We start from the raw sequence: 14,220 nt of genomic DNA, 5'->3' as shown, positions 1-14,220 counted from the left end.
TTGTTTATGACAACATATAATAATCCTATAGTCGGCGATATTATTCGCGTAAGAATTACCAGCATCAAGCAAGAGTTTGGAGCGTTTGCAAGAATGCCCAATGGCGTTGACGGATTGATTAGGCTTCATGATATAGCTTGGTCAAATCAGTCTGTTATTCTTTCTAAATTATCTGTAGGTGACTATCTTGATGTTAAAATCATCAGAGAATTACCTGATGGAAAGTTAAATCTTAGTCGAAAAGACCTTCTACCTAACCCACGAACAGTAGAAAAAGGTACTATTTATAAGGTTACCATAAAGTCCGTTGAAAGTTTTGGCCTTATAGTAAACTTAGGAGATAGCACAGCGCTTGTTCATATAAGTGAACTTCCCAAAATAGAGTATACAGAAGGTGAAGAAATTACTTGTGTTGTAATAGACAACAACTACGACGCTGAGAAGCATCGTAACAAAATATCTATGAGTGTATTGGCGTTGCATGATTATTATGCAAGAACGCATAATGAGAATGAGCGAATAAAAGGTTTGTTCAAAGGTATTATACAAAACGAGAATTCTATATCTGCAGTTGTTGAAGCAGATGGATTGGTAAGGGTTGTTGTACCTTCTAAACGTTTTGTTGAACCTTATAAAACAAGGTTGGTAAACAATGAAATAGCCATCGATGAGGAGCTTGAATTTGTGTATCTAAAATACAATGAAAAATCAAGGGCAGTTGTTTTTGATATGCGTCCCATCGAAGCCGAGGAAAAGAAAGCTAAAGTTGATTGGCTGCGTTCACAACTAAATAAAGGCGATATTGTTGATGCTATAGTAAAAAGCGTTAACAACAAAATGGCTGTTGTAGACATTGGTAATACAGGTATACTTAGCAATATAGATAGAGATGAGCTATCGCCTAATAAAGTTGTCCGTGCTAGCGATGAAGTGTTTCCTGGAGAGCATATTCGTGTGGCATATATGGGTGAAGACAACGGAGAACTGCTCTTTAGTAGAAAGTTTTTTGTCGAAGATAAATATGACGAGAATCTCTATGAGCTTAGCCTTACTGATCTGTTGACTACAATGGGATTAACTACTAATCAATTTGTTGGTAAGGTTATAGAGATTAATTCCAAATATTTTATCACTGATTTAATGTCCACAGGTGAAACCAATGAAGAAAACAATGGTAAGTTACTCTTAGACCCGATTAATGGAAATTGTCTTATAGTTGTTGTAGATAACAGGTTGCGTAACTTCTTTGTTCCAGGCAATTACTATGAGGTTGAGATTGACATGCCAAGCAAAGAATACCGTTTAGAGCAGGGCTCGCCTTATATGTTCTGTGTGCTATCTAATAAAATCAAAGAAGTTGAAAACCCATATAAGGAGTCTGTTTCCCTTTCCTTTAAACAACATACCAGTCCTAATACCAACACTAGTGTAGCCAACTTGCTTGAAGAAGTCGGCCAAAATCTCTATACCAGCAAAAAAAGAATGTTTTTTGAACTTCTTCAAAATGCAGATGATGCTGCTCCTGAAAATGGCGTTAAAGTAAAGTTACAACTGAGCGATAATTATTTCGTACTAACCCACGACGGATTTGCTTTCAATAAACATGATTTTGAATCAATTACATCAGCAGCTAAAAGCACTAAGAGTGCAAATAAGAAGAAAACAGGATACAAAGGTATTGGTTTTAAGTCGGTATTTACGAATTCTGAGTCTGTATTAATAAAAAGTGCAGGTTACAATTTCTCATTCGACAAGAGTTTACCAGTCTATAACGATTTCAAAGCCTTTTACTTCCATGTCAACGACATTGAGGAGGATGTAGAGAAGCAAAAGGAATTTCTCCATAAATATGCCAAATATCAAAGAGAATTCAATGGTGTAAAAGATATTCCATGGCAATTATTACCAATATGGTATGAATCATTGAGAATTGACCCCTCTGGTTCCATTTTCAATCAAAAGGAGAATGTTGCCATTGCCCTAAAAATGGACGAAGAAACTCTTTCTGAATATAACGATGCAATTAAAGAGGTGTTTTCTGAGCCCAGATTTATGTTATTCCTTAGGAAAACTAATCGAGTGCAATTAATAGATCAAGATAAATGTTTGACTATTCAAAAAAACATAGACAGAAAGAATAATACAGTTTCACTAGTAAATTCTTTCAATGAGGATCATCTATCTGAAGATTTCTGTATTTTCTCTTCGGACAATATTTTCGTGAATGACGACGAATTCAGAAAAGCTGGTATTCAAATCAGGAGAAAGGAAAGGATTAACAATAGAGGAGAAAACGAAAATTATTTTATCAAGCTTGATCAAGACGGCAATGAGCTTACAGAAGTTGCTGGTATTCCTGACCGTATTGCATCAGCTACAGAAACCTCTATCTCATTTGCCATCAGGCTTGATGAAGAGGGGCATGTCATGCCTATTGGAAAAGATGAGTTATCATTATATGCTTATCTTCCGATGAATGAGCATAGATTTAAATTCCCTTTTTATTTGAATGCTGATTTTATTCCCAAGTCAGACAGAGAAGGAATCCAGAGCGACAATCCATGGAATTATTTCTTATTTTATTCAATAGGAAAGGAAATAGTAAGCATGGTCGCAAACTATGCTTCTGAACTCAATACAAATTATCTTAATCTACTGCCAACGAAAGAACTATCTTACTCTAGTCAGGATACAGCTGCTTTGGTAGATTCATTTAACCGTGGATATAAGGATGCTCTAACAAGCATACCATTTATCCTTAATGATATTAGTGAAATCGTAGGACCAAATAACATTATATTTGATGCTTCAGGTCTATCTGCTGCAATCGGTGCATCCTCTTTCTATAGACTCATTGGCACCACAAAGCATTTACCTCATGAGTCCATTGATTCAAGTTCATTGTCTAAAGATATTTTTGGCATAGAAAAGATTACCACAGAGGCAATCATCTCTATACTGGAGAATAATCTTGATATTCTTAAGAAATGGGTAATTGAATCTAGTGATGAATTAGGTACATCTTTCTACGAATGGCTGGCAAAAGAAGAAAAGGCCCAGGCTCTAATTCCACTCGTTCCTACATTTATGTTTGGAGAAGAATGGAAAACAATTAGTGAGATTAATGTAGAAGATAAACTTTTGATTTCAACGGAGAAAATTTCTACAATCAAACCAATATTATCAAAACTTGGGTTTAAATGTTCTAATCATTCTATTGAAGATCATCCCTTATCATTGTTTATTGATAGTCAAGATGAGAAATCAATTTTTGAAAAGATAAAAGAAGAATCATTGGATCTACTCACATATAATGAGAGATTACAATTGTTTGTCAACGTTTCAAAATTTGAAAACATCGGAGCTGGAACTCTTAAGAAATGGGAAATATTTAAGAATCAAAATGGCAGCTACTGTCCATTGTCTTCAATGTTTGCATATAATTCCAATTGCCCAGTTTGGCTATTTGATCATATGCTAAAACAAGAAGAGAGTAATGATTTTATAACTAAGTATCTTGTTGCATCGACAGATATTTATTCTAGTATTATCGAACCATGTATAGATGATTTGATAGATATCACGGATATTTCAGAGATACATAAAACATTCCTGTCATATTGGAGACCAGGGTTTACAACATCCCTGTTTTCAAAAAGTAATATACCTACGGCAAGTCTACTTCACATTGTCGAACAATCTGACCTGAATTCTCAGGCGGCATATGCATCGAGCTTAAAAGCCATGCCACTCTTAAGCACGTCTGAGTATAACAAAGAATCTTTCGAATATAGATGGATGAGGATGGCTTTATCCAACGATACAGCTATTAGTCATGCGCGCTCAATAGTAACAATTGATGGTAAGAGTTTGTCTGAATATAACCTAAAGGATGATTTCTCTATAAGAATAGGAGCAAATATATATACTTTCTCGCTTTCCCAAATACTACCATCATATTCGTCGTCTTCCATACTGAGCAATGTAAGTTCAAAATTTTCTAGTATTGATGGATATGAAAAAATCTTTGCTCAAAGAGAAGTTAATCCGACCGATGTCCGAAATCAGTTGTATAAGGAACTGAGTGCATCAACTCAACTAATCACAGCAGAACAATTCTGTTTTCTTGTTGTGTATAGAAGGTGTTATGGCTACAATTATTTCGATATTACGCTAAAATCATGCATTCGTGCAAATAATCAGGATCTTTTCATTAAAATACTTGAAAAGGGTATGTCACTAGATATCGCAGACATGTTAAGTCCTGTTATTGCCAATGGAGGAGTTCAATATCCTTTCACTAGATTAATTGGAACATATTTTGATAGTAATGAATTTACCTTACCTATAGAACAAGTTCCTCCGTTCATTGGAAGTTGGGCAAATACGCCAGAGAAGAAACAATTTTTGATTCAACTTGGATTGCATGACAACGAAAGTAAAGAGATACAACGACGAAAATCATTTAAGGAGGACAAATTAGAGAATGTATGGAATCTTAATGATACTAACATTATCAGATCCTTCTTTAATTGGGTTGCGAACTCTTTCCAGCTTCCAATAGAATCAGAAAATCAGGTAAGTATACTGACAAATCTCTACAAAACATTACGACTTACTGGCTCATATAATGAAGAAGATTTCAGTGAGGCAGCTGAATGGTCAAATCAGTTGTATTTAGATTGGAAACAGAATTCTAAAATATCGATATATATAATAGAAGGAGAACTCCCATATAGAGGTATTTATAATAACATCTATTTATTTAAAGGTTACACTGGCGAATATATGTATTTCCCTAACTCTAGATATATATATATAACAGCAAACAGAGAACCTGCTTCTTCTTTAGCTGATGTTTATTCCAATTCCACGTTAAGATGTCCTTTCACCAAAGAGGACTGGAATAAGATATTTCTTGTTTCGGCAGATATTGTTCAAGAAAAGGATGAGCGCATTGCTGAACTTGAAAGATTACTTGAAGAAGCCCGTAGAGATAACAGTTCAAACAATTATGATGATCCCGAAGTGGAAGGACACGGAAAGTATACTGAAAAAGACAATACTGACCAAGAAACCAGAAAACAAATTAATCTTGAAGCTAGATTTGCGGCCAAAGATTATTTGGATTGTTTGGACGATTATGATTGCTCTGAATGGAATCCAGAAGATAGTAGTCAAATAGTAGAAGGAGTTATTAAATATAAAGGTAAACCTATTACAGTTGCAATAACTAGTTCTCGTGGACGAAAATTGTATCTGCACCCTTGGATCTTTACAGAAATAATGGAAGACCCTGACAACTTATTACTTAACTATGGATTTGACAAATGTATTCATTCCTTAAGATTCAAGGATATTTTTATGGATAATCCAGATGTCAATCTCATTTTCGATACAGATGTTATAAGTCCAAAGCTTATTGCTGATCTTTCTAATCAATTCAGGGGGTCAAAACATACTTGCTTTGTGATTGAAAATCCCAAATACTCTCAGTCAGATGCTATTCAGTCTTTCGGTTTAAACGAGAAGAAGGAAGATGGGTACGTTGATTTAGGTTTTTCAGATGATGATATATTTAATTTTTAATTGGAATAGCTATGTATTATACAAGAGAAAACCATAAGCGCTTCTTAAACAAAGAGTTAACAGCAATTTCTGAATCATACTTGAAATTGCTGAATACAAAAGCCATATCTTTGTTAGCAAGCAATGACGTGTATGTTACTCAATATGTAAAACTTGACTTGAAAAAGAACGATATAGGAGCAGACAGAAATGTTTTGGGCTCTGGCCAATTAATGCTTCGCTTCAAAAAAGACAAAGGAATTCCTCGAAAGAATGAATATTTTACAGCCGTTATCTTAGAGAAGGATATGTGCCTTCCTAAAAATTGGGGTGACACTACATGGGGAAAACTTCGTTCACACCAAGTAGAATTTTCTGAAGTCCATTGTGTGTGGCAAGGAAAAACCGATGATAACGGATTCCTGTTGTGTGGATTTTCTGGTATTTCCTTAGAGATGTCCCAATATCTTATAGATAATCGACTAGAAGGTTGTGTTATCATTTTGGGGCCCCAAGAGCCACCAATGGAATATTATCAGAACCTAATAACTGTTATCAGCAATACTTCACCAGATTATTCTGCAAAAGAAATATAGTATGGAATCCTGAGAGAATTAATTCTAATAGTTCTCAGGTTGACAAAATTGTTGCATCTCTCAACTCAAACAACGAATTGGTTTTTCAAGGACCTCCAGGTACTGGTAAAACGCACTTGATGGCTGCAATTGTCGCGCGACTAATAACAGAGAACAAGAGTGTTCTTGTTACAGCATTGACAAATCGTGCTTTGATTGAATTAGCTCAAAAAGATTCTCTAAAAGAGTTTCTTATTCAGAAGAAAGTAAAGAAAACAAACGTATCTGCTGACGAACTCATTTCTTGCAAAAACATATGTCCAGTAGAAAGTAAACAGATAACTTGTATGCCTGGAAGTGTAACACTATCAACTTTCTACAATGCAAGTGGATGGGCAAAGATATGCTATGAAGAGCAACCATTCGATTATGTAATAATGGATGAAGCAAGCCAAGCATTATTTGGAATGATTGCCGCTTGCAAAAATCTAGGAAAAAGAATCATTTGGATTGGTGACCAAAACCAGATGCAGCCAATTATCCTATTAAGTGAGGAAACTCTGGTTAGGAATGATTACGGAATGTTGGCCAATGGTTTTCAAACTCTATGTGACAACTTTGACTTTAAGTCATATATCCTCACAGAGTCACATCGCTTATTACCAAACGCCGCATCATTAACAAGCATCTTTTACCACACCCCCATCAAGTCCGTTGCTGATTTTGAGTACCAGATTGATGTCAACAAGTTAACGTTTGCCCCACAGAATGGAGGTTGTTCTCTGATACTTACAGAAATGCCTATCGGGGAAAAGGCTGATCGTTCTTGTTGTTCATATGCAATTGATATAATAGCTGAGATTCTAAGTTGTCATCCAAAAATCAATATTTCAGTTCTATCGAAATTTCGTGCAACAGTTAGAATGTTACAAAATTGTTTTGTGAGTAGATTCGGTGGGCTTAACAACGTACTTATAGATACAGTTGAAAGAGTTCAGGGTATGACGTGTGATATATGTCTATATTATATACCCAATACTATGATGAGTATGTCATTAGAGAAATCTCTATTTAATGTAGCTACTAGCCGAGCAAAACAACTGACAATTATTGTTTCTGACAAATCTATTTTGAACACTACCTGCGACAGGACTGTAGCAACATATTTACAAAAAGTATCTATGGGTGATTTCACTCCAGTTCCTTCTCAAAATAGTGATTATACAGAAAAGTCTATTGAAGCTGGGGATATCAATCTTAAGATAAAAGGAAAAATTGATTTATCGCAGTTTGATACACCGAAACAGAAATCTGTCAGCTCTGATAGTAAAAAGAATATATATATCATTGATACAAATGTCTTTGTTAATTATCCGGATATCATTTCTAAGATAGATTCAAAATATTCTGTTGTGTTATCGGCAAAAGTAATTGATGAGTTGGATAAACTTAAGATTGCACTTGATAGTGAAGGTAAACGTAATGTGGAAAAAGCATTACGCAATATCAATAAGTCTTTAGATTGTCCGAACGTATCCATGGAACTATCTGATTTATCATTATTGCCTAACGACTTTAATAAGAAATCCCCAGATAATAATATTCTTTCTGTAGCTCTTAAGTTCAAAGATGAGAATCCTATTTTACTCACCTCTGACAATGGATTACAGGTTAAAGCTAAAGGGTTAAAAATTGCTACTATCTCTCTTAAAGAATTTCTCAAACGATAATATGACACTGGCAATAAATATAGAAGATCTGCTGAATAAACAGAAGATCGAGTCCTACAGGATTGAATTAAAGAAGAAACAAGAATAATATGATTAAAAATCTTGATATTCGCCGGTTGATAGGCGAAGCTACAGAATATGACAAGAAACAGGCTCTGGAGGTGAAGAAACCCAAGAGCTGGTGCAAAAGTGTGAGTGCCTTTGCCAATGGCATTGGCGGTAAACTTGTTTGGGGTATTGCCGACGATGACACGTTAGTTGGACTTGCAGACGCAAAGGGCGATGCCGAGAAGATCAGCGAAGCCATCAAGACACACCTTGATCCAATTCCAGACTTTAATCTTTCGTTTGCCCAGGTGGAAGGGAAAGAGTTTGTGATATTGGATGTCATACCAGGAGTACAGACTCCTTATTACTATATTGGTGATGGCCAAATGCAAGCGTTCGTTCGCGTGGGCAACGAAAGCGTAGTGGCAAGCATGTCGAAACACAAAGAACTTGTACTAAAGGGTTCAAACATGTCGTATGACAGCCTTGTGTCTCGTTGGAGATTTGAGGATATGGCCTTCACCGTACTTCGCGCGACTTATTTTAAACGTACCAATCGTTCTTTTGAAGATAGCGACTATGAGTCCTTTGGCATCGTCAATGAGAAAGGCGAACTGACTAATGCTGGTGCCCTGCTTGCTGACTACTCTCCGGTGCGTCATTCCCGTCTGTTCTGCACACGTTGGAATGGCCTGGATAAGGCTAATGGCATGATGGATGCTTTGGACGATGAGGAATATACTGGCAGCTTGGTTACACTCTTGCAATCAGGACTTGACTTTGTGCGTCGTAACTCTAAGAAAGCATGGCACAAGACCGCTGATAATCGTCTTGAATATCCAGAGTACCCAGAACGTGCCGTGGAAGAAGGATTGGTAAACGCGCTAATTCATCGCAATTATCTTGAGTTGGGCAGTGAGGTACACATTGACATGTATGATGACCGGCTTGAAATATTCTCTCCTGGCGGGCTCCTTGATGGAGGCTCTATCAAAGATATGGACGTGATGAACATGGCATCTCGCCGTCGCAATCCTGTACTTGCCGACATCTTCAGCCGCCTGAAGTATATGGAGCGTCGTGGTTCTGGTTTCAAAAAGATTGTCTCTGCTTACAAAGGGCATGATGGCTACACTGAAGGCATGGATCCCACATTCTCTACCCCTTGGGATTGCTTCGTTCTTACACTGCCGAAGTTTAATGTTGACGGTGTAGAAGGTGTTTATATTAGTTCTGATGACGTTACTGAACTTAGTGGTCAGACAGGTGGTCAGACAGGTGGTCAGACAGGTGGTCAGACAGATATTGATACAACCATTGCAGAAGTGCTTCGACTGATAAAAGAGAATCCTAAAATAACAAGAAAAATGCTTTCTGATGCTATTGGAGTAGCCTCCAGTACTATTCAAAAGCATATTAACCGATTGAAGGATGAAGGTTCCATTCGTCGTATTGGTGGTGACTTTGGTGGTTATTGGGAGATTATAGACACAAAAGAAAAATAGACATAGATATGTTATTCGGAAAAAAGATTAGAGAACTAAGAGATGAGAATGGCGTACTGCAACGCCAGTTGGCTGCACTATTGGAGATAGATACCCCTATGTTCAGTAAGATTGAACGTGGTGACAGGCGGGCCAAACGTGAGCAGGTTATCAAACTTGCAGAGTACTTCCATCAGGATGAGAACGGAATGCTGACCCTCTGGTTGGCAGACAAAGTGCTTGATGCGGTAGATGGCGAGCAAGAACTCAGTTCGCAAGCTATTGAAGTTGCCCAAGAACAAATCAAAGAACTGTAAAAGTATGGAGATTGACATTTTTCCTATACCACATCGGAAGGATGGGATGGCTCGAAACTTTGACAAGGGTTTCCTTGGCATTCTCATCATCACCTACATCATCGCTGCTTTTAAGACAGCTCAGTGTATTGTGGGTAATAATGCAGAAAAGGAGTTAGTGTGCTTCATGCTCACAATACCTATATTCATAGGCTATTACGCCCTGTTTGTACTTGTCTGTTATGGTATCAAGAAAGGTCTCTATGCTTACTTCAAGTCTCATCGCAAAGAATGGAACAGCATAGCAGACCGAGAGGAGATGGAGGAACACATCGCTCAGAACCTTGGCCTGATCCAGAAGAAGGTGCAAGAGAAGAGCGCAACTGTCAACAATCAAAAGAATGCGGCACCAGTTGTGGTTGACGCTCCCAAGCCTGATTGCAATGTAGAATCGCATAGTTCAGAATAAGTATCAGTTACTCCTGAGGCATTGGCAAAGTTGCAGTTGAAGCGTGACATCCAGAAGGCACATGACGAGTTGGAGGTGTTCATCAACCAAGTGCAGATTGACCGCAAGCAAATGAATGAAGCAAAGGTTGCTCGCGAGGCCAAGAAGCAAGAAGCTATCCTCAAATACACTCGTTATACACTCATGCCTCATGGTTTTACGGATGAAGAGCTGTACCAGATTGAGGAGGCTGTCAAACTTCTTGTTGAACTCAATGGCGTTACCCGAATGGAAGTTCTCTCCATTGGCAAGAAGAAAGACCTGAAGCAGGCTGACCTGAAGAACTTCTGTTGGAATATAGCATACCAATACGGGATAGATCCAAAGACCACAGCCCTATTTGCGCTCAACCTGTTCTATGCCTGGTTCAGCAACACTGAGCCTTCAAGTATTCAGAAGACACTGCGAAATACGACGGGCAGATATACAATTGAAATAGACGAGAACATCATAGAGCATCTACCAAAGTTGGAAGAAAAGGTATTCGACAAGACTCACCAATAGCTGAGTTATCGATTTCTATTTTTGTTTGGCAATCCTGCCTCCAATACTTCTTCTTATCGTTCACGTGCGTTCGCAACTATCTGATACACAATAGTATTTAGATTCGAAGAGGTCAAGTAAGAATAATATTCATATTAATCGCAGCAGTCCGAAAAGGACTACTGCGATTATTGTTCGCTATCTCATCTTAGAAATTTATGAAAGAAGAAGTAAGGAAGATATTGAGTATTCTTATAAAGGAGCAGCAAGTAAGAAAGGATCGACTAAAGATTTCTGTTAATAGTACTTCGCGTAGAATACGATATTATTATGAAGGTGAAGATGGGAAGGAATATACAAGATGGCTTGCTAAAGTTAAACGTTTTTTAGATGTAAACTTTCCAGATGATAAGTAATATAGAGGAGTTTGGAACTATAGCTGCTCCTATTTATGGTCCAAATCCTCAGCAGCAGCAACAGTTGTTGGCTATTCTTGAAGCTTTCTTAGAATTTCCGGAGGTAGTTGGGACAACAAAAACAGGTAAGTCTGCAAAGAGTATCAACATAAGTAACAATATAAGCAACACTAATACCCAATCGCAGCAGCAGTCTCAACAACAATCCATCGAGATACTCATAAAAGCACTTGAAGACCAACTTTCTGTAAGTCAGTTAAAGGAAATAAAGCAAGTCGTAGAAGAAGCTAAGGGTGACTTAGAAAAAGCTAAGCCTAAACTCATTGATAAAATCAAATCATTTGGTGAGAATGTGGCTTCGAATATTCTTGCAAACATCATAACCAATCCTGCTATTTGGTCAATGCTTAGCTAAGTATATCTACTCTTTAAATAACTGAAAGGGTGAAAAGCATGCCCGCCCGTGTGGCTTAGCATCTTTTCACCCTTTCACCTTTTCAATTCTTCACCTTTCTACGGCTTCGGCGTTTTCGGCTTTTTATTCAAGTCCTTCCGTTTCGGATTATCTACCTCCACCTCGATTTTACCGAGCGCCTTACGGATAGCATCTTTCCACGTCACGATGATGCGAGGGCGTTTCAGCGCAGAGGCAACCGTCACGTCCTCCTCCTTCTCCAGCATCCGCGAGGGAATTGGTAGTGCGAAGCGAAAAGATGTCGCCCAAGTCGAGCGAACCGCCCATCGTCACCACCTCTACCACGATATTGCGCAGCGTGATAAACACGTTCCTCACATCGCCCTCGCTCAACGACGTTTCGCGCACGATGCGGTCGATGAGCCACTCCTGCGAGAACTTCATCGGAGCCTTCTGCACCGCTCCATACCCCTTCTGCCCCTTGCGCGGGCCTACTCTGAGAATACTCTCAACTACTTTAAAACTAATCATGTTTTCTTATGTATTAAATGAATAATGTGGGGCTCTGCCGTTGGGCTTTGCCCCGTTAACGTGTTCTGTTTCTGCGCATGTTTTGCACTCATACTTAAACTCCTTTTGGACGGATACTTAAGCTACCGGAGGACTGATACTTAAACTCGTCGAGGACTTTAACTTAGACTCCCAGAGGACTTTAACTTAGAGTCCATGAGGAGTGATACTTAACATCCTCAAGGAGTGATACCGAGGCTCCCTCACGACCCCCAATAGCAGTCCTCCGATACCTCTAATATCTATCCCTTAGTCCTCCCACGGCGAGTAACCCGCCATGCCTTGTTCATTCTCTTCGTCTTCTTCATCGAAGAAGCCGCCTTTGGCATCGCCGCCACCGCCAGGGCCTCCGCCCGGAGATATGGGCAGAGAGATGGTTTGCATCACAGCGTCGATGTCGTTGATATGAATCACCTCGATGCGGGGTGAGATGTATGTTTGCTTTTTCATTTCTTTCCTCCTTTAGAATTTATAAAACTTCTTGCCGTTGATGATATACATTTCGCCGCCGGGCAGGGCATTGTAGTCGGTGCCCACGTATCGACCGTCGAGCGTGTAGATGCGATGCGTGTTGCTCTTCAGGTCGGTTTCGGTATCATTCTCCAATTGGCGGATGTCGGTTGTACCGCTCTCATTGTCAAACACCATTGTAAAGCCTTTGGCGGGTGCCGTGCCCGACTTGCTGTAGACGAAGCAACGGAAAGGGGCGATGTAATCGTTGGCTATGCCGTTCTGCACGGGATACCACTTGTTGCCACTTAGATAGTAGGCTTTCTTGGCAGTGGCGGCGGCGTTGTCGATGCGCTCGGTGGTGCCGCAGAAGGCCCAGTCGCCATCGTCGGTGGCAAGGGTTTCGGTGGTGTAGCCGGCTGGACTTACGGGCACTTCTACGTTTGTCATCACAGGCAGGGTGTGGGTGGCTCCGTCGGTGATGCGCACAAGGTAGGGCTTGTTGGCTTCAAGACGGGTTCCAGTAGGCAAAGCGCGGAAGTAGAATGCTTTAGAAGTACCCCACGATAGGTCTTTCTTCACCAGCTCGTAGGCTTGCATGCCGTTGGGCAGGTTGGTAGGATAGGGCAAGAAGAGGGTGCTCACGCTCTTGCCGCTGGTGTTGGAAAATACACGGTCGCACTGGGCAGTCTCGGTCGTGAAAGCGTAGGGAATGCGGTAGCTGTAGGCATCGTACACCTTAAATACTTTGCACTTGCCTTTGTGAATGATGTTTTCTTCCTCGGCTTTAAACTTGGTTTCTTCTGCCGCATCTTGAAGATATACAAGGGTGTGATTCATCAAACCACTGTAAGGGCAGAAAAGAATATTTCGATTCCATTCGCCATAGTAACTAGTAACGCCGACAGTTGCCTTGGTGAAATCTATATACCGCGCATTCGTACATCCGGAAACAGGATTAGAATAGTGCATGCCAAAACCCTCGCCCCATGTGATATATTCTATACCGGTACAGTTTTCGAACTCATCACCAAAGTATATATGCTCAACATGATTGGGGATTTTTAATTCGCCTTTTAATCCTGTGCAATTGCGAAAAGCACCCTCCCATAAATATCCCAGATTATCAGGAAGTATTAGCTTTGTTGCGCCAGTATAATTTTCAAAAGCTTTTCCCTTTATCCCTCTCACAGGATATGAATAGGTTCCATCACTCACTATTGACGGAAAGTGTAATTCTCCTGTGAACGTAGCACTTCCTTTTATTTCACCATTGATTATTGCACTGGCATATGAGGTTCCTCCATCCGATCCTGTACATTTCCAAGTAACGCCATTGGCTGTATAAGTGAAGTCTACGTCCTGCCCCAAAACGGATATGGGCAGAAATACGATGCCTAACAGTAGGATAATTGTAATTTTCTTCTTCATGTTCTCTTTATTTATCGTAAATGTTTAACCTGAATATCTTTCATTAAATCATCGTTATTTGCCTCTTGCGCGGCTTGGCAAAAGGGCACGAAAAAGCGAACAAAGGGAACTCCTTGGAGCCCTTTGCCTATAGGGGTTACGGCACGCTTCGCGCGCGCGTAAGCGAAAGTGAAAAATGTGTAGTTAGACGCTAGGTGCGAATGTGTGTGTGTGTGTGTGTGTGTGTGTGTGTGTGTGTGTGTGTGT

Annotated in this window: 11 protein-coding genes and 1 pseudogene; 9 read left to right on the top strand and 3 right to left on the bottom strand. The window is 39.5% G+C overall.

The window, feature by feature from the left end; all coding sequences use genetic code 11:
* Nucleotides 1–6: 6 nt before the first annotated feature.
* The 9 genes from HMPREF9140_RS05940 to HMPREF9140_RS05905 all read left to right on the top strand — a co-directional run bounded on the left by HMPREF9140_RS05940 (nucleotide 7) and on the right by HMPREF9140_RS05905 (nucleotide 11,523).
* Nucleotides 7–5,589, top strand: a complete 5,583-nt coding sequence (locus tag HMPREF9140_RS05940) for a S1 RNA-binding domain-containing protein (RefSeq protein WP_006952568.1) — start codon at nucleotides 7–9, stop codon at nucleotides 5,587–5,589.
* 11 nt (nucleotides 5,590–5,600) lie between these two features.
* Nucleotides 5,601–6,164 carry a hypothetical protein gene (locus HMPREF9140_RS10820; RefSeq protein WP_006952567.1) on the top strand — a complete coding sequence of 188 codons (564 nt, stop codon included), beginning with the start codon at nucleotides 5,601–5,603 and terminating at the stop codon, nucleotides 6,162–6,164.
* Nucleotides 6,165–6,241: 77 nt separating this feature from the next.
* Nucleotides 6,242–7,873: a PIN domain-containing protein gene (locus HMPREF9140_RS05935; protein WP_006952566.1), complete on the top strand. Its 1,632-nt coding sequence runs from the start codon at nucleotides 6,242–6,244 to the stop codon at nucleotides 7,871–7,873.
* Between the two features lie 89 nt (nucleotides 7,874–7,962).
* The gene (locus HMPREF9140_RS05930; RefSeq protein WP_006952565.1) at nucleotides 7,963–9,426 is read left to right on the top strand and encodes an ATP-binding protein; all 1,464 of its coding nucleotides are present in this window, start codon (nucleotides 7,963–7,965) and stop codon (nucleotides 9,424–9,426) included.
* A gap of 8 nt (nucleotides 9,427–9,434) precedes the next feature.
* On the top strand, nucleotides 9,435–9,722 hold the full coding sequence (locus HMPREF9140_RS05925; protein WP_006952564.1) for a helix-turn-helix domain-containing protein: 288 nt from the start codon (nucleotides 9,435–9,437) through the stop codon (nucleotides 9,720–9,722).
* Between the two features lie 4 nt (nucleotides 9,723–9,726).
* Complete coding sequence (locus tag HMPREF9140_RS05920; RefSeq protein WP_006952563.1) at nucleotides 9,727–10,170, top strand: hypothetical protein; 444 nt, start codon at nucleotides 9,727–9,729, stop codon at nucleotides 10,168–10,170.
* 21 nt (nucleotides 10,171–10,191) lie between these two features.
* Nucleotides 10,192–10,713: a hypothetical protein gene (locus HMPREF9140_RS05915; RefSeq protein ID WP_018572136.1), complete on the top strand. Its 522-nt coding sequence runs from the start codon at nucleotides 10,192–10,194 to the stop codon at nucleotides 10,711–10,713.
* Between the two features lie 197 nt (nucleotides 10,714–10,910).
* Nucleotides 10,911–11,108, top strand: a complete 198-nt coding sequence (locus tag HMPREF9140_RS05910) for a hypothetical protein (protein WP_006952560.1) — start codon at nucleotides 10,911–10,913, stop codon at nucleotides 11,106–11,108.
* Complete coding sequence (locus tag HMPREF9140_RS05905; protein WP_006952555.1) at nucleotides 11,098–11,523, top strand: hypothetical protein; 426 nt, start codon at nucleotides 11,098–11,100, stop codon at nucleotides 11,521–11,523. The genes HMPREF9140_RS05910 and HMPREF9140_RS05905 overlap by 11 nt, the downstream gene beginning before the upstream one ends.
* Before the next feature lie 98 nt (nucleotides 11,524–11,621).
* Here the strand turns inward: HMPREF9140_RS05905 and HMPREF9140_RS05900 are convergent.
* The 3 genes and pseudogenes from HMPREF9140_RS05900 to HMPREF9140_RS05890 form a co-directional block, all read right to left on the bottom strand.
* Nucleotides 11,622–12,054: pseudogene (locus HMPREF9140_RS05900) on the bottom strand (HU family DNA-binding protein).
* 288 nt (nucleotides 12,055–12,342) lie between these two features.
* A complete protein-coding gene (locus tag HMPREF9140_RS05895) occupies nucleotides 12,343–12,543 on the bottom strand; it encodes a hypothetical protein (protein ID WP_006952553.1) in 201 nt (66 codons plus the stop codon).
* A gap of 12 nt (nucleotides 12,544–12,555) precedes the next feature.
* Nucleotides 12,556–13,974 carry a leucine-rich repeat protein gene (locus HMPREF9140_RS05890; RefSeq protein WP_006952552.1) on the bottom strand — a complete coding sequence of 473 codons (1,419 nt, stop codon included), beginning with the start codon at nucleotides 13,972–13,974 and terminating at the stop codon, nucleotides 12,556–12,558.
* Nucleotides 13,975–14,220: the final 246 nt, after the last annotated feature.

This window comes from Prevotella micans F0438, assembly GCF_000243035.1.
GTDB lineage: Bacteria > Bacteroidota > Bacteroidia > Bacteroidales > Bacteroidaceae > Prevotella > Prevotella micans.
This window is presented reverse-complemented; position numbering and strand designations above follow the sequence as displayed.

Excerpts from the sequence above, each read along its gene's own strand:
- HMPREF9140_RS05930 (WP_006952565.1), top strand. The coding sequence starts at position 7,963 with ATGATTAAAAATCTTGATATTCGCCGGTTGATAGGCGAAGCTACAGAA.
- HMPREF9140_RS05920 (WP_006952563.1), top strand. The coding sequence starts at position 9,727 with ATGGAGATTGACATTTTTCCTATACCACATCGGAAGGATGGGATGGCT.
- HMPREF9140_RS05905 (WP_006952555.1), top strand. The coding sequence starts at position 11,098 with ATGATAAGTAATATAGAGGAGTTTGGAACTATAGCTGCTCCTATTTAT.
- HMPREF9140_RS05890 (WP_006952552.1), bottom strand. The coding sequence starts at position 13,974 with ATGAAGAAGAAAATTACAATTATCCTACTGTTAGGCATCGTATTTCTG.
- HMPREF9140_RS10820 (WP_006952567.1), top strand. The coding sequence starts at position 5,601 with ATGTATTATACAAGAGAAAACCATAAGCGCTTCTTAAACAAAGAGTTA.
- HMPREF9140_RS05895 (WP_006952553.1), bottom strand. The coding sequence starts at position 12,543 with ATGAAAAAGCAAACATACATCTCACCCCGCATCGAGGTGATTCATATC.
- HMPREF9140_RS05925 (WP_006952564.1), top strand. The coding sequence starts at position 9,435 with ATGTTATTCGGAAAAAAGATTAGAGAACTAAGAGATGAGAATGGCGTA.
- HMPREF9140_RS05940 (WP_006952568.1), top strand. The coding sequence starts at position 7 with ATGACAACATATAATAATCCTATAGTCGGCGATATTATTCGCGTAAGA.
- HMPREF9140_RS05910 (WP_006952560.1), top strand. The coding sequence starts at position 10,911 with ATGAAAGAAGAAGTAAGGAAGATATTGAGTATTCTTATAAAGGAGCAG.